Origin of the sequence: Paracoccus sp. SSJ, from assembly GCF_030234105.1 — a bacterium.
Taxonomy (GTDB): Bacteria; Pseudomonadota; Alphaproteobacteria; order Rhodobacterales; family Rhodobacteraceae; genus Paracoccus; species Paracoccus denitrificans.
Map to the genome: position 1 here is coordinate 295668 of NZ_JASSPE010000002.1, position 20649 is coordinate 316316.

At 64.4% G+C, this 20649-nt stretch carries 23 protein-coding genes; 12 read left to right on the forward strand and 11 right to left on the reverse strand.

Features of this window, described 5'->3' with window-relative positions:
- Window positions 1-102: 102 nt before the first annotated feature.
- Both QPR87_RS03715 and QPR87_RS03720 read left to right on the forward strand, forming a co-directional pair.
- A complete protein-coding gene (locus tag QPR87_RS03715; protein WP_285048373.1) occupies window positions 103-348 on the forward strand; it encodes a hypothetical protein in 246 nt (81 codons plus the stop codon).
- Between the two features lie 95 nt (window positions 349-443).
- Window positions 444-593: a hypothetical protein gene (locus QPR87_RS03720; protein WP_285048374.1), complete on the forward strand. Its 150-nt coding sequence runs from the start codon at window positions 444-446 to the stop codon at window positions 591-593.
- A gap of 69 nt (window positions 594-662) precedes the next feature.
- Here the strand turns inward: QPR87_RS03720 and QPR87_RS03725 are convergent, their stop codons facing one another.
- From QPR87_RS03725 to QPR87_RS03760, 8 genes are all read right to left on the reverse strand, one after another.
- Window positions 663-1100 (reverse strand): hypothetical protein, encoded by a 438-nt coding sequence (locus QPR87_RS03725; RefSeq protein WP_285048375.1) that lies wholly within the window; start codon window positions 1098-1100, stop codon window positions 663-665.
- 69 nt (window positions 1101-1169) lie between these two features.
- Window positions 1170-1379, reverse strand: coding sequence for a DUF7220 family protein (locus tag QPR87_RS03730; RefSeq protein WP_285048377.1), 210 nt, complete (start codon window positions 1377-1379; stop codon window positions 1170-1172).
- A complete protein-coding gene (locus QPR87_RS03735; RefSeq protein ID WP_285048379.1) occupies window positions 1376-2680 on the reverse strand; it encodes a site-specific DNA-methyltransferase in 1305 nt (434 codons plus the stop codon). The genes QPR87_RS03730 and QPR87_RS03735 overlap by 4 nt, the downstream gene beginning before the upstream one ends.
- A 129-nt stretch (window positions 2681-2809) precedes the next feature.
- Entirely contained in the window at window positions 2810-3154 is a 345-nt protein-coding gene (locus tag QPR87_RS03740; protein ID WP_018000081.1) for an HNH endonuclease, read from the reverse strand.
- Window positions 3155-3293: 139 nt separating this feature from the next.
- On the reverse strand, window positions 3294-3671 hold the full coding sequence (locus QPR87_RS03745) for a DUF6362 family protein (RefSeq protein WP_011748357.1): 378 nt from the start codon (window positions 3669-3671) through the stop codon (window positions 3294-3296).
- Window positions 3664-3888, reverse strand: coding sequence for a hypothetical protein (locus QPR87_RS03750; RefSeq protein WP_350310439.1), 225 nt, complete (start codon window positions 3886-3888; stop codon window positions 3664-3666). The genes QPR87_RS03745 and QPR87_RS03750 overlap by 8 nt, the downstream gene beginning before the upstream one ends.
- 318 nt (window positions 3889-4206) lie before the next feature.
- Entirely contained in the window at window positions 4207-6432 is a 2226-nt protein-coding gene (locus QPR87_RS03755) for an AAA family ATPase (RefSeq protein WP_285048384.1), read from the reverse strand.
- Entirely contained in the window at window positions 6429-6629 is a 201-nt protein-coding gene (locus QPR87_RS03760; protein WP_285048386.1) for a hypothetical protein, read from the reverse strand. Before QPR87_RS03760 ends, QPR87_RS03755 begins: the two co-directional genes overlap by 4 nt.
- 123 nt (window positions 6630-6752) lie before the next feature.
- Here QPR87_RS03760 and QPR87_RS03765 point away from each other — a divergent pair, with 123 nt between their 5' ends.
- Both QPR87_RS03765 and QPR87_RS03770 read left to right on the forward strand, forming a co-directional pair.
- Window positions 6753-6992, forward strand: coding sequence for a FitA-like ribbon-helix-helix domain-containing protein (locus QPR87_RS03765; protein WP_285048388.1), 240 nt, complete (start codon window positions 6753-6755; stop codon window positions 6990-6992).
- Entirely contained in the window at window positions 6989-7423 is a 435-nt protein-coding gene (locus QPR87_RS03770) for a type II toxin-antitoxin system VapC family toxin (RefSeq protein WP_285048390.1), read from the forward strand. The genes QPR87_RS03765 and QPR87_RS03770 overlap by 4 nt, the downstream gene beginning before the upstream one ends.
- Here QPR87_RS03770 and QPR87_RS03775 read toward each other — a convergent pair.
- From QPR87_RS03775 to QPR87_RS03785, 3 genes are all read right to left on the reverse strand, one after another.
- The gene (locus QPR87_RS03775) at window positions 7333-8127 is read right to left on the reverse strand and encodes a sigma-70 family RNA polymerase sigma factor (protein ID WP_285048392.1); all 795 of its coding nucleotides are present in this window, start codon (window positions 8125-8127) and stop codon (window positions 7333-7335) included. The genes QPR87_RS03770 and QPR87_RS03775 overlap by 91 nt on opposite strands.
- 93 nt (window positions 8128-8220) lie before the next feature.
- Window positions 8221-8385 carry a hypothetical protein gene (locus QPR87_RS03780; RefSeq protein WP_285048394.1) on the reverse strand — a complete coding sequence of 55 codons (165 nt, stop codon included), beginning with the start codon at window positions 8383-8385 and terminating at the stop codon, window positions 8221-8223.
- A gap of 158 nt (window positions 8386-8543) precedes the next feature.
- The gene (locus QPR87_RS03785; RefSeq protein WP_285048396.1) at window positions 8544-10733 is read right to left on the reverse strand and encodes a hypothetical protein; all 2190 of its coding nucleotides are present in this window, start codon (window positions 10731-10733) and stop codon (window positions 8544-8546) included.
- Between the two features lie 339 nt (window positions 10734-11072).
- Here QPR87_RS03785 and QPR87_RS03790 point away from each other — a divergent pair, with 339 nt between their 5' ends.
- The 8 genes from QPR87_RS03790 (at window position 11073) to QPR87_RS03825 (ending at window position 20638) form a co-directional block, all read left to right on the forward strand.
- Entirely contained in the window at window positions 11073-11528 is a 456-nt protein-coding gene (locus QPR87_RS03790) for a DUF2924 domain-containing protein (protein ID WP_285048398.1), read from the forward strand.
- Window positions 11525-12850: a recombinase family protein gene (locus QPR87_RS03795; protein WP_285048399.1), complete on the forward strand. Its 1326-nt coding sequence runs from the start codon at window positions 11525-11527 to the stop codon at window positions 12848-12850. The genes QPR87_RS03790 and QPR87_RS03795 overlap by 4 nt, the downstream gene beginning before the upstream one ends.
- The gene (locus QPR87_RS03800) at window positions 12847-13236 is read left to right on the forward strand and encodes a ParB/RepB/Spo0J family partition protein (protein ID WP_285048401.1); all 390 of its coding nucleotides are present in this window, start codon (window positions 12847-12849) and stop codon (window positions 13234-13236) included. Before QPR87_RS03795 ends, QPR87_RS03800 begins: the two co-directional genes overlap by 4 nt.
- Before the next feature lie 90 nt (window positions 13237-13326).
- A complete protein-coding gene (locus QPR87_RS03805) occupies window positions 13327-13524 on the forward strand; it encodes a type II toxin-antitoxin system Phd/YefM family antitoxin (protein ID WP_100651825.1) in 198 nt (65 codons plus the stop codon).
- Complete coding sequence (locus tag QPR87_RS03810; protein WP_285048405.1) at window positions 13521-15032, forward strand: type I restriction-modification system subunit M; 1512 nt, start codon at window positions 13521-13523, stop codon at window positions 15030-15032. Before QPR87_RS03805 ends, QPR87_RS03810 begins: the two co-directional genes overlap by 4 nt.
- Window positions 15029-16528 (forward strand): type I restriction-modification system subunit M, encoded by a 1500-nt coding sequence (locus QPR87_RS03815; RefSeq protein ID WP_285048406.1) that lies wholly within the window; start codon window positions 15029-15031, stop codon window positions 16526-16528. Before QPR87_RS03810 ends, QPR87_RS03815 begins: the two co-directional genes overlap by 4 nt.
- Window positions 16521-17675: a restriction endonuclease subunit S gene (locus tag QPR87_RS03820; protein WP_285048407.1), complete on the forward strand. Its 1155-nt coding sequence runs from the start codon at window positions 16521-16523 to the stop codon at window positions 17673-17675. Before QPR87_RS03815 ends, QPR87_RS03820 begins: the two co-directional genes overlap by 8 nt.
- Entirely contained in the window at window positions 17672-20638 is a 2967-nt protein-coding gene (locus QPR87_RS03825) for a type I restriction endonuclease subunit R (RefSeq protein ID WP_285048408.1), read from the forward strand. Before QPR87_RS03820 ends, QPR87_RS03825 begins: the two co-directional genes overlap by 4 nt.
- Window positions 20639-20649: the final 11 nt, after the last annotated feature.

Below are 20649 nucleotides of genomic sequence, written 5' to 3' on the forward strand. Positions count from 1 at the left end.
GCGCCTCCACATAAAGCAATGATGCTGCTCCGGTTTGCCTGCACTCCGGGGCGCCGCGGAGCGATGGTGGCGGAACGCCGATGCACTCCAGGGAGCCATCCGATGACCCGCCCGGACCCGATCACCAACCCCCGCCCGCCGATCCGGCAGGATGCTCTTGCGGCCTTCGTCGCGCAGAAGGCCGAGATCGACGAGATGCTCGCCCGGCTGCAGGAGCTGAGCGACGACCACTTCTGCGCCCACCCCGAGGAGATCGCCTGGGGGCATATCGGCACGCTCGAGCACTATGCCAGCCCGCTGAAGCGCATCACCGACATCGCCTTCGGCGAGGGCGAGCACGCAAACTAGCGTCGTCGGCGGTCGAACCCCGCTTGCCCGCCGACTGGCGGGCTCGACCTCGTAGAAGGGCCCGCATCCCGCGCGCCCCGATACGGGAGACGACGATGACCAAGCTTTCCGACACCCAATCCCTGATCCTCAGCGCCGCCGCACAGCGCGAGGACCGCAACGTCCTGCCGCTCCCCGGCGGCGCCGCGACCGGGGTGGGCGCGCTGCTTCCCCGCGGACGGGTCTACAGAATTGCTAGGATTTGACTGCACGCCCCTCCAACGGGAGAAGTAAAGCCGCCGACTGAAGCACAGCCCCCGGCTGTTTCGTTCTGACTATGGACCGAGCTGGCGTTGCTCAAGCGTTTCCGTGTTGCCATCGGATTTCATGGCGCCGGCGATCAAATGGTCCACCATCTCGTCGAAATAGCTCGTCAGTTCCCGATGAAGCATCCGAAACTCGGTCGCGATCGTTCGCTCGAAGTCCGCCTTGTTCGTCCGGACCATGACCGTGGTCCGCCGCTGGCGAGGGTAGCGATACGGCGTCACGCCGTGCTTGCGACACAGCGCCACAAAGATCCGTACCGCCCAGGAGTCGGGAAGGATGTATTGCAGTTCGACGTCCGGCTCGGCCTTGCGTCCGATCGCGTCCAGCCTGGCCTGCATGCGCTCAAGCGCCGCGCCGGCAGCTGCCCGTTCTCCCGCCGTCGCCCCGCGCGCAAAGAGCGCTTCGAGCTTCGCCAGCTTGTCACGGATCTCTTCGTGGTGGTTCATTCTTCGAGTAGCCCTATTCAGGATGATGCGTGACGTAACAGCATCTCTCCGGAGCGACCATGGCCCGATTCACCGCCACCTTTCGAACAGCCGCCGCAGCGCGAAGGATCGCGCGAGGCTCACCATGGTGAACACCGCACCGATTCTCAGGTTCTGCCCGATCGTGGGGTGCCATCCGAAGTGCGGGAAGATCAGGACCTGCGTCACGACGGCGACGCCATAGCCGACGGTCACGTTGGCGATCGACTCCACAAATGACATGGTGCGGCTTTGGCTCATGCCGCGTCCTCCTGGCCCTCGTCGACATCGCCCAGCCGCTCGACCGTCACCTCGGCGAAGGTCCGGCCGTCGCCGTCGAGGATCGCATCCGTGCCGGTCTCGGCCTGCCAGCGCTCCAAGGCGACATCGACATAGGCTGCGCTGATCTCCATCGCGAAGACGCGGCGGCCGTTGGCCTCGCCCGCCATGATCTGCGAACCGGAGCCCGAGAACGGCTCGTAGCACAGCCCGCCGCGGGCGACGTGCTGGCGCATCGGGATGCCGAAGGCGTCGAGCGGCTTTGGGGTCGGGTGATCGGGCCGGTCGTCCCTCGCGAAGCTCGGCATCTCCCAGGTCGAGGGCAGCGTCTGCTCCGCCACCTTCGGCGGGCGGTTCGGGCGGCGCCAGCCCATGAAACAGGGCTCGTGCTTCCAGAGATAGTGGGACCGGGTCAGCACCCCGCGGTCCTTCACCCAGATGATCTGCTGGTGAACGAAGGCGCCGGCCTTCTCCCAGCAGGCCTCGAGCATCGCCTGCCGGCGCGAGGCGTGCCAGCAGTACCACGCGGCATCCTCGGTGATCGCCTCGGCCACGGCGGCGCCGATAAATCCGTCGTAGAGTTCGGCGCCCTGGCTGCTGTCGTCCCAGGTCGTGCCATAGGACTGCGACCAGTCCTTGTTCCGGGTCGGGTGGTTGCTGCCGTCGTAGTCGACCAGATACGGCGGGTCGGTCGCGAACAGCACCGCCCGCTCGCCGTTCATCAGCCGGCGGACGTCGTCGTGGGACGTCGCGTCACCGCAGAGCAGCCGGTGATCGCCGAGGATCCAGAGATCGCCGGTGCGCGAGACCGGGTTGCGCGGCGGCTCGGGGATAACGACAGGCGGGGTCGAGCCTTCCTCTTCCCCCTCGGTCCCGGCCAGCAGCCGGTCCAGTTCCCCATCCTCGAAGCCCATGATCCCGAGATCGAACCCGGCCTCCTTGAGGTCGCCCAGTTCCAGCGCCAGCAGGCTCTCGTCCCAACCGGCGTTGAGCGCGATGCGGTTGTCCGCCAGCACCAGTGCCCGCCGCTGGTTGTCGCTGAGCCCGGTCAGGGTGATCGTCGGCACGGTGTCCATGCCGAGCAGTCGCGCCGCCAGCACCCGCCCATGACCGGCGATCAGCGTGCCGTCCTCGGCGATCAGCACCGGGTTGGTGAAGCCGAACTCCCGGATCGAGCCCGCGATCTCGGCCACCTGCGCCTCGGAGTGAGTACGGGCATTCCGCGCGTAGGGCACGAGGCTGTCGAGCGGGCGGTATTCAACGGTGAGCGGATGATCGGACAAGGGCGGTTTCCTTCGATTTTCGTGGCTGCACCCCCCCTCGCCATTTTGGCCATGGATGCAGAAAGCTTGGCGCCTGGTCCGGGGCTGGAAGGCCCCAGAGATTTACCCTCCCCCCGGGGGGGCGGTGGTTTATGGTTGGCGGCGGGCGTTGCCGAAGCCGCCATCCTCGCTCGCGGTCTTGCGACTGTGACAGCTGGCACAGAGCGGCTGCCAACCGTCCGGGTCCCAGAACCGCTCCGTGTCGCCGCGGTGCGGGATGATGTGATCGACGGTATTGGCGGCGCTCACACGGCCCTGACGCTGGCATTCCGCGCAGAGCGGGTGCCGGGCGAGAAACATCTGCCGCGCACGCTGCCAGCGGGCGGACTTGTAGAGCGCCCTGACCGCGGGGTCGCGGTTACGGTCAGCATCGCGGTCGCGTTCACGCTTGTCGCGCCGCCCCACCGGGCGATGGATCGGCGGGCGCACAGGCATGGGGCCTCGCGAAATGGATGGAATGGGTGTGGGAACGATCGGTGGCGCTCATGGCGCTCTTCTCCCGATCATGCCCTGCTTGTAGCACGGATCTGTTGCATGTGTCGAACAGAAAAGTGTTGCAACACTTTGGACTCGTTCACGCATTCAGCCGCGCAGCGATCTTCGTGAGCGCCAGCTGCCAGCGCCGCCAGGCGGTGGTCCGGTCGCAGCCCATCTCGCCCGCGATCTGCTTCCACGGCACCCGTGCCGCGCGGGACCAGACCAGCCGCCGCTCGGCCTCCTCGATCCACAGCACCCAGTCGAAGGTCTGCTCGAGCCGGGTGATGGCTGCCGCCGAAGGCCAGACGCGCATCGGCTCCGGTTCCATGGCGGCGATCTCGCGGGGGCTGCGCAGTACCTGCGGCCAGCCGCTGAAATGCCCCCGTGCCTTCACCGCCGGCAGCTTGCGCAGGGTGCGGAACGCCTCCTCGAAGTGATCCGCCACATCGTCAGTGGTCCAGTGGCGCTCAGCCATGGCCACGCCCTCCCTCGCCGGCGCGGGGGCCGTAGAGCTTGCGACCCAGTTGCGCGACCATTTCGCGCTCGGGCCAGGTCAGCCGCGGATCATTCACGCTGACCGCCAGCAGGCCCATTTCCTGCCAGCCGTCGCGCTTGACCTCATCGGGGCTGCGCCGCGTGCCACCGTAGCCGGGGGGCGCGTAGCGCATCGTTGTCAGTTTCATTCGGGCCATTGTCATCTCCTGTCGTTCGGGCCGCTGTGATCGGATGAGGCAGAGACGAGGGCGGACGGCGGACCGCGGGCACGGACGCAGCGTATGGGCCGCCCCGCCTGACGGCGGGCGGTCCCATACGTAGTATGGGGGGGATCATTGTTCGACTTATTCAGTGGCTCATGACATTGATATTGCTTGCCTTTCCTGCTCTGCATAAGTCGGACAACGAAGTCGGACATGTCTGACTTCGACTTATGTAAGCCATTGATAATCAAGCAATCAGTCAGACAGGTGCGGAAGTCAGACATTCTCGACTTATGTCGGACAAGGGATTTGTCAGACATCGGCCACCTCCGGCCAGACCCAGACGGAAGGGTTCTCGACCTCGAGTGCGGCACCCGAGGAGGCGCAGCGATAGTGGCTCGGGAACACGGGGATCCCGCAGGCAGTCACCTCGCCGGTCTCGGGATCGACATGCTCCGCGCGGCCGAAGCGCATGCCTTCGACGCACATGTAGCCGAAGCGTGACCGGACCAGTGGCAGTCCATAAAGGGCGCCGTTGCGCTGGTACTTGATGAAGCCCTTGGTCGCGAGGACGTTGAGCCGGTCCTGGATGGTGTGCTGGCTGCCGAGCCCCGCGCGGTTCTCGAAGGTCGAGGCGAATTGCGTCGAGGTGTAGAGCCGGCCTTCCGCAGCCTCCTCGTAGAGCAGGTCAAGGATCACCTCGGCCTTGCGGTCGCGCTCGGCGTCGAGACGGGCCCCGACCTCCTTGCGCACCAGGCGCTCGTTCATGGGGTTGATCTCGACCCATTGGCCGCCGATCTTGTCGACGAGCATCGGGGCCAGCGCCGGACCGTTGCGCAGCTCGATCTCGATGCGGCGCGTGCTGGCCTCCTCGTCCGGGCGGTGCAGGATCAGACCGCTGGTGTAGAAGCCCCGCAGCGCGCTGGCACCCGACAGCGCCTGGAACGGATCGTCCTTGACCTGCTGACGGGCGAGTTTCCTGGTGTGATGGACGAGGATGATCCCGGAATCGGGATTGATCGCGGCCTGCAGCGCCTCGACGCGTTCCTTGAGGAAGAACATCATCGCGCTGTTGTCATTTTCGCCGCGGCTCTCGGGACCGCCGTCGAAGAGGTTCCGGATCGGATCGATGCAGATGATGTCGGGCGGCGCGTCGGGAAAGGCGGCACGGATCGCGTCGGTGACGCGCTCGCCCCCCTGGTGATCCAGAAGCAGCTTCAGGCGCGGCGTGGCCACGAACCCTTCGCGGGCCGCGGCAATCACCTCGGGCGGCAATGCGATCTGGCGGATGCGTTCCCGCAGATAGTGGTATTGCAACTCCGCCTGCAGGTAGAAGATGCGCAGCGGCCGTGGCGGTGCGAAGCAGAGGAACGGCACACCAGCGGCCATGTGGACAAGCCAGGAGATCAGGAAGTCGCTCTTGCCGACCTTGGGCGCGCCACCGAGCACCAGCAGGCCGCCCGGCGTCAGCACCCGTGGGGCGATGAGATCATCGGGCAGCGGACTGGTGTCGTCGAGCAGCGTACCGAGGCTGAACCAGTCCAGTGGCGCGGGCGGCGGGGTCTCCCGCGTCGGCACCGGCGGACCATTGCGTTCGAGATGTCGCATCCACAAGCGACGAGCTTCGGCCTTCAGCCGCGCCTCAGGCCATGCTGGCCGCAGCATCGCTTCATTATAGCCGCAGATCGCGTCCCAGGCCTCGTCCAGCGACATTCGGCCCTCATGGGCCTGGCGCAGGTAATGACCGATCGCGGCACTGGCCCCCTGGAACCGGGTCCAGTCGTCCACCGCGCCTTCGCGCACCGGCGTGGTCAGCACGGCGTCGACCGACGGCTTGTCCGTGACGTTTGCGGCCCGCGGGGCGTCAGGCGACGGCATCTCCGCCAAAGCCGGCATCGCGGCTGCGCGGGTGTCGAGTTCGGCCAGATCCACCTCGATCGCCTGATGATCGATGATCCGGACCTGTGACTTCAGTCCGTACTTGCCATGGACGGTGCCCGGCACACGGACCGGCTGATGCGCCGAGCCGAAACTGTCGTCTCCCCCGACTTTCCGTGCAAGCGCAGCGCGTAACCGGCACAGCCTGGTAATATCCTCCCCCTCGACCGGCTCCGTCAGCTTCCACCACAGATGCAGCTTGGGCTGGCCGTCCCCGGTCATCCCGCCGCTCGCCACGGTCAGCGTCGCCGGACCAAGGTGACGAACCAGATGCGCGCGTTTGGCCGCAATGTCGCCCTCATCGAGATCGACGATCACTGCCTGCATCTGCAGCACATGCTCGGCCCGGGCTTCACCCTGTCGGGCAACGGTTCCGGGGATGACATAGATGGCGCGGCCGAGCGGGGCGGCTGTGCCGGCGCAGGCGGTGATGATCGCCGGCGCGTGCGCATCGGCTGGCAGCCAGCGCAGATCATGGGGCGGTGGCGGCACGACCGCCTTCTCGGGCAGACCGCGCAGCGGGATCAGGCCTTCGCACCAGGAAAAGACCACATCGAGGAACAGCGCGATCTGAGCGTGATCAACCCGGAGGCCGGTCATTGCAGCCGCCCTTCGCCCCGTGCCAGATCGGCGGGCTGGATATAGACCGCGAACAAGTCTTCGCCGTCCCCATGCTGGCCGGCCGCCTCGAAGAAGTAATACCGGTCTGGCATCACCAGCTCGGTCAGCTCCCAGCGGCGGTAATACCCCGGCAGACGTTTCAGGAGATCAGGCGGCGGAATGGGCGGCAGTGTCATCGATCGGGCTCGTGAACAGGGGCTTCACCTGTTCAAAAGCCAACCGCGAACGTCGATCGGGACATTGAAGCCGCGATTAAATGTGATATCTATAATTAAAATTGATATCGAGCGAGCTTCATCATGGCCCAGATCGTCGTGCGTCAGATCCCGGAAGAGGTGCATCGCGCGCTGAAGGCGCAGGCCGCCGCGCATGGTCGCAGCGCCGAGGCCGAGTTGCGCGAGATCATCGCTCACGCCGTTCTGCCGCAGTCGCGACCGCGTGCCGGTGATCTCATGCGCAGTATCTGGTCGGGGGCTGAGACGGAGGCGCTCTCCTTCGATCGTGATCGGACCCCGGCGGAACCGGCCCGCTTCGAATGATCATCCTCGACACGAATGTCGTCTCGGAGACGATGAAGCCGAGCCCGGAGCCGCGGGTGATCGGTTGGCTGAACCGGCAGGAACTGACCACCCTGCACCTGACGACCATCAGTCTGGCCGAGTTGCGGTTCGGCATCTCCCGGCTTGCGCCCGGGCGCAGGCGAGAGGATCTGGAGGCGCGTCTCGACCGGATTCTGGCCGAGGTCTTTCCTGGCCGCATCCTCGCATTTGACGAGGCTGCGGCACATGCGTTTGGCGTGCTCGTGGCGACGGCGGGGCGCCAGGGGCATGCGGTGAGTTTCGCGGACGGCGCGATCGCCGCCATCGCGGCCGCCAGCGGCTATCCCGTCGCCAGTCGCGATAGGGCGACCTTCGCCGCCATGGGGGTGGAGGTGGTCGATCCCTGGGGCCTGCCGGCAAACGAAGCGTAATGCAGCGCCAGCGAGGCCATTGCGCGCTGGTAGCGTTTGCGCGCAGCTGACGCGGTTACAGCCATCGCGGCTCCCATCTCGACCTGGCTTGCGCCGTCGAGCACCACGCCGAGGACCAGATCGGCGTCCCGCCCGATCAGCGCGACGAGATCGCGTCGCAACGCCCCGCGCAACCGCTGCCGCTCCGCCCATGACGGCGCGGCCGCGATCCAGTCGGGATCGAGATCTGCGCAGGACGGCTGCCGGGCATCGTCACGGATCACGGCACGCAGCACGTCGCGTTCGGCATTCCTCAACACCGTCGCGGCGATCTGGTTGACTCTGGTGAGGTCCAGCTTGCGGATGGTCTCAGTCGCGCGCGCCAGCAGGTCGGACGCGATGTCGTCGGGGCCGCCGATCCGGCGGCGCAGACAGCGGTTGCGGATCGCATCGAGGCCGGGCCACAGCGCAAGCAGCACCACGCCGAGAGCCATATCCGCAGGCCTGTCGCCGCCCTGAGACGCGCGCACGAGTGCAAGGAGCATGGTGTTCCTGCAATCGTGGTCGAGCTGGCCGTGGTGCAACGCCCCGAGCAACGCGGCGATATCCGCATGGGGCTGCAGCGCCGGCTCGATCGACCGGATGGCACGATAATCTCGTTGGGATTGCAGGGTGGAGGAGGAACGGGCGAGATCGTCGCGGATCCCTGACCAGGAAAAAGACACTGGACGTCAGCCTTTCGGCCGGGCGTCCAGCGCCTCTCTCGGGCCTCAGGGCGTCTTGCGCCTCTGATGATCGGGAAAGTTGAGCGGCGCGCCTTAGCGCGCTGTCGCCTGGTTCAGCGCACCGCAGCGGCGGCAGGTCGCCGTCGCCGGGTAGCTGACAAGGTATTCGTGGCCACGCGCAAAGCTCAGATGCATCAGGCCGTCACGGCGGATGCCAAGCAGCTTGCCGCAGCTGTTGCAGCGCCAGTCGGCAGACATGTCCGCGCTGCGGGCGCCGCAGCCGGCAGTGGCTTTGCGGATGGGGCGGGAGGGATGGATTGTCGGCATTTGAAATGCTCCTCTGTTGATGGAGCCATTCCAATAATCATCCGAATGTCGGACCGTCGCCCGTCAAGATTCGGATCTGCATCCGACTCTTACGTCGTGCCCGGCAGATGGGCCGTTTTCAGGCGCCAGAAACTTTGCCGGTGGTTCTCGAAATAAACGCCCGCGACGCTGTCGCGTGTCTCCGACGGCCACGCATCTCTTGGGCTTCGGACCCCGGTTCCCTCGATCAATGTGCCGGTTCGAACCTCGACCGCACCTGATCTGTACGCCGTAATGAGCCGTTCGATGATGCGGATCTGTTTCGTGCCGGAAACGGGCAATGGCGCCAAGCCCGGGATGTAGAGCATCGCGGATAGTGGCCCGACCCTGGCCAGCGTGACTTCACTTCCTCCCCGGGCGAGCCATCGGCCTGCCTTGAATCGGTCGAACATGACCGATTTTGCCGCATCATCGATCTGTCCATGGTTCAGGAGATCGCCAAGTGGCAACACCACATTGGGACCGAGATGGGTGAACGGCGTGACTGCGGCAGTAAGGACGATCCCGATTCCCCCATCCTGGCGACTGCGCAGCACCACATCGAGGCGCTGCAGTATCCTGGCTTGATCGAGACGACGGGCAAAATAGATCGGAATCTCTGCATCAGCGGTGCGCCATCTGCCGAGATGGATCAGGTCGCCATCCAGATGCTCGATACCGGCGCGTCCGATCAGCGGCTTGAGGGCGGCAAGCAGGTTCTCCTCGAGCCAATCGCGCCTGATTACATACTGCCTGATATCCTCCAGCGGGACGCTCCCGAGATCCTCTCCATGAAGACCGGCAATTGCGGCCTGGCCCTGTCCCGACATCGCTCCGGTTTCGACATCGCCGAAATCATCTTCGTCGTCGATCAGGACGATGTTCTGCTTTCTCCGCAGATCAAGGATGCCGGCCTGAATCAGACGTTTGGGGTCGAGACCATGTTGCCGGATCATGCCGCCGGCGATCTCATCTTCGGGAAGATCGTGCAGGCGGAGAAGAACGGGCAGGAAGCTGCTGATCTCGCCTTGGTCCAGCGGCTGCAAACGATCGAGGATGCCCCAGAACTGCAGCAGCCGATAACCCAGATCACGCTGCTCCGCCTCGGTCTTGCTCTGAAGATTGGATCGTGTATCGCCGAATGAAATCTCGAACGATCGCTCTTTCTTGCTGCCCGGCAGGCCATATCTCACCGCCACCGCAAGCCGGCTGAACCCTTCCGCATGCTTGAGAATACGGTCGCCACCGAGATAGCGCTGCGCCACGGCCTCGATATCGTCGTCGATGGTGACGCGAAGCGCCAGGCGTCGTGCCCAGTTGCCGAGGCGCAGCTCAACCTCGATCAGACGCGCGGCCGAGACATCCACATCGTCCCAGGAGGGCAAGGGCAATGTCAGGGACTTTCGGAACCGTGACAGATCGTATCGCCGCCAGCTCAACGGCTTGCTGGACAGGTCGGCCTTGAGAACCACTTCCGCAAACCCGTCGCCGAGAAGCTTGCGCACCTTGGGCGCGGGACCACAGATTTCCATGGTTCTTTCTGCCGGCGTCCAGATCAGCGTCGCCTCGTTTGGCGGCCGGAAATAGATCGGGCTCCGCATCCCGTTGTCCTTGTGATTGAGAACGCTGGACAAGGGACCGCCATGACGAACGATCACCATCACCGATGCGGGATGGTTCTGGGTCCTGGGGAGATCGAGACTGCGGATAGTGACACGCGAGGGCAACTCGAGCTTGGCGGTCAGAAGCGAGGCCAGGGCATCCTCGTCGATTTCGCCCGCATCTATTCGCGCGGCAGTTTCGACATTGACCTCAAAGGAATCGTACATCTTGCCGAAGTCGCGATATTGCCGCGCGGCATGAAACGCCTCGGCATCCTCGAAATCTTCCGGGTAGCGCAGGAAAAGCCAGGCGCTTCGGCACAGTGCGTCCAACTGCGCGTCGAACTCCTCGAGCTCCTCATGAGAGCGCCGTTCATTAGCCACGTGCTCCAACGACGTCGGCCCTTTGCCGCGCGCAAGGGATCGGATCCGTCGACAGCGATCTTCGATCGGGCGTAAATCATCGGCTGGCGAAGCGTTCAGTTGACCCAGCAGCACCGCGCGCCATTCCTCTTCCTCCTCCGTTGCCGGCCATTCAATCGCGATTTCGGGTTCGGTGTCGGAGCCGCGATATTCGAAGATCTCGTGCAGCAGCGGGATCGGCGCGGTTTCGACCAGCTCATGGGTTTCCGGACCAAGATTGCGAAACTTCCGGCTCATCTCGTTGCTCCACGCCAAACGATAACATGCATGTGATTACATCCGAAGAACCCTGCCGACGGCAATATTTTTAGTCGCCCCGTGTCCCGAAATGCGGGCGGACCTGGCTTTTCATGTTCGAGAAGCATGTGAGCCCGAGATGAAGCGCCCCAATCCCCTGTCGCCCTTCCTGATGACGCCGGCCGAGCGCCGCACTGAGCTGTGCGGTCTGCTGGCGCTCGGGCTGGTTCGGTTGCGAATGCGGGATGGGGACGAAGTATCTGACGATACTGGAGAACGTTGCCTACACTATCCGCCCGACCAATGCCGTCATGCAACTCCAACGCACCGGAGAAATGCATGAACAAGCCCGATCCCATCCCCGCGCGCCTGGCCGCGCTCAAGACCACGCCGACGCCCGACCTGAAGAAACAGTGGCGCGACCTGTTCGACAGCGAGCCGCCACCGTTCAACCGCCGCTACCTTGAATCCCGCCTGGCCTACCGCATCCAGGAACTCGCCTATGGCGGGCTGAAGCCCGAGGCGGTGCGTCGGCTGGAACGGCTGGGCGAGGAACTGGACGGCGGCGACAGGAAGAAGCGTGGCATCCGCCTCGACCGCGACCGTCCCATCACCGGCACCCGGTTGCTGCGAGAATGGCAGGGCGTCGAACAGATTGTCACCGTCACTGCCGACGGGTTCGAATGGCAGGGCCGCCCTTACAAGTCGCTGTCCGCCATCGCCCGGGCGATCACCGGCACGCGGTGGAACGGGTGGGTCTTCTTCGGGCTCAAGAACCACAGGGGGCGGACATGACGAAGCCCATGGAAAAATCGAAGGTCGTCCGCAAGCTGCGGTGCGCGGTCTACACCCGGAAATCCTCAGAGGAAGGGCTGGAGCAGGAGTTCAACTCGCTCCACGCCCAGCGGGAGGCTTGCGAGGCGTTCATCGCCAGCCAGCGGTCCGAGGGCTGGGTGCTGGTCCGCGATCAGTATGACGACGGCGGCATCTCCGGCGGCACGCTGGAACGGCCGGGCCTGAAACGGTTGATGGCAGACATCGAGGACGGGCTGGTCGACGTGGTGGTGGTCTACAAGATCGACCGCCTCAGCCGCTCGCTGGCGGATTTCGCCAAATTGGTCGAGGTGTTCGACCGGAACGGCGTCACCTTCGTCTCGGTAACCCAGTCCTTCAACACCACCACGTCGATGGGACGGCTGACGCTGAACATCCTGCTCTCCTTCGCCCAGTTCGAGCGCGAGGTCACGGCCGAGCGCATCCGCGACAAGGTCGCCGCCAGCCGGAAAAAGGGCATGTGGATGGGTGGGGTGCCACCCTTCGGGTATCGGGTGGAAAACCGGAAGCTGCTGGTCGACGAGGACACCGCCGCGCATGTGCGCTGGATCTTTGCCCGTTTCCTCGAGATCGGGTCTTGCACGGAACTGGCGCGAGACGTCGGCGCTCGCGGCATCCGGACGCCGCGCGGCAACAGGATCGACAAGAAGTACCTCTATCGGATGCTCAGCAACCGCGCCTACATCGGCGAGGCAGTCCACAAGGGTGACAGCTATCCCGGCGAGCATGACGCCATCATCGACCGCGAGATGTGGGACCGAGTCCACGCCATCCTGCAGGAGAGCCCGCGCAAGCGCGCGGCCCGCACACGCGCCGACACGCCCGCGCTGCTGAAGGGGCTGCTGTTCGGCCCCGATGGCGCGGCCTTCTCGCCGACCCACACGCGCAAGGGCGACAGGCTCTACCGCTACTACGTCAGCCAGACGGTGCTGAAGCACGGCGCAGGATCTTGCCCGGTGGGCCGGGTGCCCGCCGGCGAGATCGAGGCGGCCGTCATAGACCAACTCCGCGCCGTGCTCCGCCAGCCCGAGATCGTGGCGGGGACGTGGAAGGCGGCACGTGCCCACGCCGACGACATCTCCGAGGCAGACACCCGCGCGGCCCTGCAGCAACTCGACCCGCTTTGGGACGAACTCTTCCCCGCCGAACAGGCACGCATCGTGGCACTGTTGGTCGACCGTGTCGACATAGGCACGGACGGGCTCAACGTCGGGCTCCGCGTCGACGGACTCAGCAGCCTCGCTCGCGAGATGCTGGCCGGGGGCATCGGAGAAGCGGCGTGACCAGCGCGTCGCCGATCCCCAAAACCATGACGCTCCACGTGCCGTTCCGCGTCGTGAAGCGCGGCGGGCGCAAGGAAATGCACCTGCCCGATGGTGTCCGGCCAGACCGCAAGGCGGACAACACGCTGGTCAAGGCGCTGGCCCGCGCCTTCCGCTGGAAGCGGATGCTCGAGTCGGGTGAGTTCGCCACCATCGCAGAACTGGCCGAGCGCGAGGGGATCGCGACGTCCTATATGACGCGCATCCTGCGCCTGACGCAGCTTGAGCCTGGCATCATTGAGGCGGTTCTCGACGGACGACAGGGTGATGCCGTTACGCTTGCGCGACTTATGGACCCGTTCCCGATCAGCTGGATCGAGCAGAAGAATATCTTCTCTGGCACCTGATCACCTCGCTGCACAATCTCACGCCACCGCTGCTATTGCTTCATTGGGCCAAATTGGCCAAAAGTAGTGAAGGAATGGGCGGGGAGTCGAATGCAGACACTGAGCGCGAAAGACGCGAAGTACGGCTTCGGACGGTTGATCGATCTCGCCCGAGCCGAGCCGGTGGCGGTGGCCAAGCACGGGCGGACTGTCGTCGTCGTGTTGGCCGTCGAGGAATATGAACGGTTGAAGGCGGTCGAGGCCGGCGCAGCCCCCAAAGCCCCCGGTGGCGCTCAGAGTGAAGAATGAACGATTCGTTGAACAATGGTCTGCAATTGAAATCTGCGATGTGGGACGCCGCGAATACTCTTCGCGGCTCCGCTGTCGATCGCACCGACTGGAAGGGCTACATCCTTCCCCTGCTTTTCTTCAAGCGCATCTCCGACGTCTGGGACGAAGAGACGGCTGAGGCTCGGGAGATCTATGGCGAAGCGGACCCCTCCCTGTTTCCGGAGGTGCACCGTTTCGTGCTGCCTGAAGGCTGTCACTGGAACGACATCAGAGAAGTTCCGGCCAACGTCGGCGCGGCTCTCCAGAAGGCCATGCAGGAGATCGAGCGGGCCAATCCGGACACGCTGTTCCGCGTATTCGGTTCGGCGGACTGGGGCAACAAGGAGAAGTTCTCCGACGAGTTGCTGAAGGATCTGATCGAGGGGTTCTCCGAGATCGGGCTCGGCAACACCACCGTCAGCACCGACGTGCTGGGCGACGCCTACGAATATCTGGTGGGCAAGTTTGCCGACGTCACCCGCCGCAACAAGGCGGGCGAGTTCTACACGCCGCGTAGCGTCGTGCGCATGATGGTCGAAATCCTCGACCCCAAGGAAAGTGAAAGCATCTACGATCCCGCCTGTGGCACGGGCGGCATGCTGCTCGGGGCTATCGAGCATGTCATGCGCAAGGGCGGCGACCCGCGCACCTTCTACGGCAAGATCTACGGCCAGGAGAAGAACCTGACCACCGCCGCCATCGCCCGGATGAACCTTGTCCTGCATGGGATCGAGGATTTCCAGGTGGCGCGCGAGGATACACTGCGCAATCCGGCTTTCACCGATTCCAGCACGGGCGGCCTCGCCACCTTCGACTGCGTCATTGCGAACCCGCCGTTCTCTCTGAAGGAATGGGGTCGTGACCTGTGGGAGGCTGATCCTTGGGGCCGGGCCCAATACGGCATCCCACCCGAGAGCTACGGCGACTACGCCTTCGTCCAGCACATGATTGCATCGTTGGCGCCGAGCGGAAACAGCCGCATGGCTGTTGTCCTGCCGCAGGGCGCGCTGTTCCGGAAATCGGCTGAAGGCACGATCCGACGGGCGCTTCTGGAAAAGGACATGGTCGAGGCGGTCATCGGCCTTGCGCCGAACCTGTTCTACGGTACGCAGCTGGCCGGATGTGTCGTCATCCTGCGCCGCAAGAAGCCCGAGGCCCGCAAGAACAAGGTCCTTATCATCGACGCCTCTGGCCTGTTCCGCAAAGGCCGGGCGCAGAACTTCCTCGATCAGGAGCACAGCGACCAGATCGTCGCCTGGTATCGCGCCTTTGCGGACGTCGAGGATCGCGCCAAGGTGGCGACGCTGGACGAGATTAAGAAGGAAGGCTGGACGCTGAACATCTCGCGCTACGTCCTGCCGCCCATCGGCCAGGACATCCCGCCGCTGCCTGAGGCCGTCGAGGCGTTCAAGACAGCGCTGGCGGACGCGCGGGCCGCCGAGGATCACCTGCGCAAGGTGCTGGTCGAAGGAGGTTGGCTGCAATGAGCGGGCTGACCCAACGCGAACTCGAAAACTATCTCTGGGGCGCCGCCACCCTGCTTCGCGGGCTGATCGATGCCAGCGACTACAAGCAGTACATCTTCCCGCTGTTGTTCTTCAAACGTCTGTCCGACGTCTGGGATGGGGATTACCAAGACGCCCTCGATGAAACCGGCGATGAAGGCTATGCAACCGACACAGCCAACGACCGCTTCGTGATCCCCGAAGGCGCGCATTGGAATGACGTCCGTTCTGCGCCGCGTGACGTGGGGCGGGCGCTACTGTCGGCCTTCCTCGCCATCGAAGCCGCGAACCCAGAGCGCCTTCAGGGCGTCTTCGGCAATGCCAACTGGACCGACAAGGCCCAGATGCCCGACAGCACGCTGAAGAACCTGATCGAGCATTTCTCGAAGCACGATCTGACCCTCGCGGCCGTGCCAGAGGACGAGCTTGGCAACGGCTATGAATACCTGATCAAGAAGTTTGCCGACGACAGCGGCCACACAGCGCAGGAATTCTACACCAACCGCACCCTCGTGCATCTGATGGCGCAGATGCTGGAGCCGCAGCCGGGCGAGAGCATCTATGACCCGACCTGCGGCACCGGCGGCATGCTCATTTCCTGCCTGGCCGAGGTGAAGCGGCGCGGGGGCGACATCCGCACCACCGGCCTTTACGGGCAGGAGCTGATCACCATCACCGCCGCCATCGCGCGGATGAACCTGGTCATCCATGGCGTGGACGATTTCCACATCGCCAGCGGCAACACGCTGGCCACGCCCGCCTTCGTGCAGGGCGACCGGCTGCGGACCTTCGACGTGGTCCTGGCCAACCCGCCCTATTCCATCAAGAAATGGAACCGCGGCGCGTGGGAGCAGGATGCCTGGGGTCGCAACTTCCTTGGAACCCCGCCGCAGGGGCGGGCGGATTACGCCTTCTTCCAGCACATCCTGTCGTCGATGCACCCGCAGACCGGGCGCTGCGCGATCCTGTTTCCGCATGGCGTGCTGTTCCGCAATGAAGAGGCCGAGATGCGGCGCAGGCTGGTGGAATCCGACCGGGTCGAATGCGTGCTGGGGCTGGGGCCGGGGCTGTTCTACAACTCACCGATGGAGGCCTGCGTGGTGATCTGCCGGTCGCAGAAGCCAGATGCCCGCAAGGGGCGCATCCTGTTCATCGACGCGGTGGCCGAGATTGCGCGCGAACGGGCGCAAAGCTTTCTGCGCCCCGATCATCAGGCGCGCATCCTGTCGGCCTATCACGCCTTTGCCGATGATCCCGGCTTTGCCGCGGTGGCGGATGTGGCCGATGTGCTGGCGGCCGACGGCAACCTGTCGATTGCCCGGTATGTAAAGCGGCCCAAGGCGGCGGTGGCGGGGGGTGCCACGCTGGCGGCGACCTGGGCGGCGTTCGATGAGGACGGGCGTGACTTCTGGACGGGCATGGACGCGCTGGTGGACATGCTCGATGGCCTGACGCCTGCGGAGGATGCCGATGCTTGAGCGGCCGATTTCCAAGGCTGGGTGGACGCGCGTTGCCTTTGGCGACGTGGTGCGCCTGTCGAAAGCGCGGGTCGCTGACCCAGCGGCTGCCGGGATCGAACGTTTCGTAGGGCTGGAACATATCGAGCCCGGCGACCTGCGCATCCGGCGCTGGGGCGATGTGGCCGATGGCACGACCTTCACCACCCTGTTCAAGCCGGGGCAGGTTCTGTTCGGCAAGCGCCGCGCCTATCAGCGCAAGGTCGCGGTGGCGGATTTCGAGGGGGTCTGTTCCGGCGACATCTATGTGCTGGAACCGGCAAACGACCGGCTGATGCCCGAACTGCTGCCGTTCCTGTGCCAGACAGATGCCTTCTTCGATCATGCGGTCGGCACCTCGGCCGGGTCGCTGTCGCCGCGCACCAACTGGACCAGTCTGGCCAGCTTCGAGTTCCTGCTGCCGCCGATCCAGGAGCAGGCGCGCTTGGTGGAGGCGCTGTCCGCAATTCAGGAAACAGCAGACCAAATCAAGAATGTAATTCAGGCGGGCGAAGTCCTGATCGAAGCCGCGCTAGCAGATGTATTTCGGAAGGGTTCCAAGTCTCGACCGCTGGCTGAATGGTGCCGGAACCTGATTACCTACGGCATTGTTCAGGCAGGCCCAGATATCCCCGACGGCATCCCATACATCCGCGTTTCTGACATGACGGATGTGGACGAACTGTCGCTCGACGGGATGCTGCGCACGAGTCCGGAAATCGCACACAAATATCGGCGATCCATGGTGAAAGCAGGCGATCTGGTGATTGCGCTACGCGGCCCAGTAGGATTGACCCATATCGTTCCACCTAGCCTTGATGGTGCAAACCTCACTCAAGGCACCGCCCGCATTTCCGTAAGCGAAGACAACTCGACCGATTATGTTCGCTGGGCATTGAGATCACCATTGGTCAAGCACGAGTATTCGTCTCACGCGAAGGGTTCAACGTTCGCTGAAATTAGCTTGGAAGCCCTTCGCAAGCTTCCTATCCCGGTCGCAACAATTGATGAGCAGCGCGCGGTCTCTGAAAGATTAGCCGCGATTAGTAGCGCGGCGACGTCCGCTCGGACGAGGTTGTCCGATGCGCAACGAATAATGTCTCACATCATTTCTCAGGTGGCCGAATGAGCGCGTTCACCGAAGCCAACACCGTCGAAGCCCATCTGCGCGACCTTCTCGCGGGCGCGGCCTCGGCCCGCCCGGCGCAACTTTCCATCGGCCTCGCCCGCACGGGCGGCAAGATTGCGGGCCTCGGCTGGCATTACGTCGCCGCGGCCGACCTTCCGCGCCAGCCGCAAGAGGTGCTGGTCGAGCCCCACCTGCGCGACGCCCTGATCCGCCTGAACCCCGACATCGCCGCCAACCCCGGCCGGGCCGATGACGTGCTCTACCGCCTGCGTGCTATCGTCATGGGCGCGCGGTCGGATGGGCTGGTGAAGGCGAACGAGGAATTTGCCGCGTGGCTGCTGGGCGAACGCTCAATGCCCTTCGGCGTGAATGGCGAACACGTCACCATCCGCCTGATCGATTTCGACGAGATCGAGAAGAACAGCTTCGTCATCACCCAGCAGTTCATCATCCGCGCGGGCAAGACCGAAAAACGCGCCGATCTGGTGCTGCTGGTCAATGGCATTCCGCTGGTGCTGATCGAGGCCAAGACGCCGGTGCGGTCCAGCCAAAGCTGGCTCGACGCCGCCATCCAGGTCCATGACGATTACGAGAAGAACGTGCCGGAGCTGTTCGTGCCGAACGTCTTTTCCGTGGCGACCGAGGGCAAGGAGTTCCGCTATGGCTCTGTCCGGATGCCGGTCGACATGTGGGGCCCCTGGCGCGACGGCGACGGCAAGCAATCGCTGGGCGAGGTTGAGAAAGCCGCCTGCTCGATGCTGCGCCCGGCGATGGTGCTCGACATGCTCGACAGCTTCACAGCGTTCGCGACGCAGAAGGGCAAGCACCGCATCAAGATCATCGCCCGCTATCAGCAGGTGGACGGCGTCAACAAGATCGTCGCGCGGGTCGTGGCGGGCCAGCCGCGGAAGGGGCTGATCTGGCATTTCCAGGGGTCGGGCAAATCGCTGCTGATGCTGTTCGCCGCGCGCAAGCTGCGGCTTCACCCGGCGCTGAAGAACCCCACGGTGCTGATCGTCGTGGACCGCATCGACCTCGACAGCCAGATCTCGGGCACCTTCTATGCCGCCGACATGGCCAACATGGTGCGCACGGAAAGCCGCAAGGAGCTGGCCGATCTCTTGGGCAAGGACGCGCGGAAGGTGGTGATCACCACGATCCACAAGTTCGCTGAGGCCGACGGCGTGCTGAACGACCGCGACAACATCATCGTGCTGGTCGACGAGGCGCACCGCACGCAGGAAGGCGATCTGGGCCGTAAGATGCGCGACGCGCTGCCGAACGCATTCCTTTTCGGACTGACCGGCACCCCGATCAACCGTGCCGACAAGAACACCTTCTACGCGTTCGGCGCCGACACCGACGATGGCGGCTACATGAGCCGCTACGGCCTGAACGACTCGATCCGCGACGGAGCGACGAAGGAGCTGCATTTCGAGCCGCGGCTGGTGGATCTGCACATCGACCAGAAGGCCATCGAGGAAGCCTATGCGGAGCTGACGCAGGGTCTGACCGACGAGGACCGGGATCGGTTGGGCAAGGCGGCGGCCAAGATGTCGATCCTGGTCAAGGCTCCGAAGCGGATCACCGCGATCTGCGCCGACATCGCCAAGCATTTCCAGGAGAAGGTCGCACCGAACGGCTTTGGCGCGCAGGTGGTAAGCTTCGACCGCGAAAGCTGTCTGCTCTACAAGCAGGAACTCGACCGCCACTTGCCACCCGAGGTTTCCGACGTGGTGATCTCGGTCAACAGCGGCGAGCCGGAATATGCGGCGTTCAAGCGCGACCGCGATGCCGAGGAGAAGCTGCTCGACCGGTTCCGCGACCCGAAGGACCCGCTGAAGATCATCATCGTGACGTCAAAGCTGCTGACCGGCTTCGACGCGCCGATCCTGCAGACGATGTACCTCGACAAGCCGCTGCGCGACCATACGCTGCTGCAGGCGATCTGCCGCACAAACCGCCCTTATGGTGAGCAGAAGACCCATGGCCTGATCGTCGACTACCTAGGCATCTTCGACGACGTGGCGCAGGCGCTGAAGTTCGACGAGGAGGGCGTGCAAAAGGCGGTGTCGAACATCGCCGAGCTGATCAACGCCCTGCCGACCGCCCTGCAAAAGTGCCTCGCCTATTTCGCGGGCGTGGATCGCAGTCTGACCGGTTACGAGGGCCTGATCGCAGCGCAGGAGTGCATCCCCAACAACGATATGCGAGATGCCTTTGCGGCTGATTTCAGCGTTCTGGCGCGTATCTGGGAGGCGCTGTCGCCCGATCCGGTGCTGACACAGTACGAGACCGACTATCGCTGGCTGGCGCAGGTCTACGAGTCGCTGAAGCCCTCCAGTGGCACAGGGCGGCTGCTGTGGCATCGGCTGGGCGCCAAGACCATCGAGCTGATCCACGAAAACGTCCATGTCGATGCGGTGCGGGATGATCTCGACACGCTGGTTCTGGATGCCGAACTGCTGGAAGCGGTTCTCGGCAACCATGACCCGGAAAAGAAGGCCAAGGAAATCTCGGTCAAGCTGGCAGGCCGCCTCCGCAAGCACGCTGGGAACCCGAAGTTCAAAGCGCTGGGCGAGCGCCTGGAGGACCTGAGGAACCGGCATCAGCAGGGTCTCCTGCTGTCCATCGACTTCCTGAAAGAGCTTCTGGCGCTGGCGAAGGACGTGGTGAAGACCGAGCGCGAGACGCCGGAGGAAGAGGACATCGACCGGGGCAAGGCGGCGTTGACCGAGCTGTTCGAGGAAGCACGGAACGGCGACACGCCTGTGATGGTCAAGCGGGTCGTGGACGATATCGACGAGATCGTGCGCGCGGTCCGGTTCGACGGCTGGCAAGCCACGCACGCGGGTGAACGCGAGGTCAAAAAGGCGCTTCGCCAGACCCTCTTCCGCTACAAGCTGCACCAGGACGCAGAGCTGTTTGAGAAGGCCTACGGGTATATTCGTGAATATTATTGAGGGCTTATAGG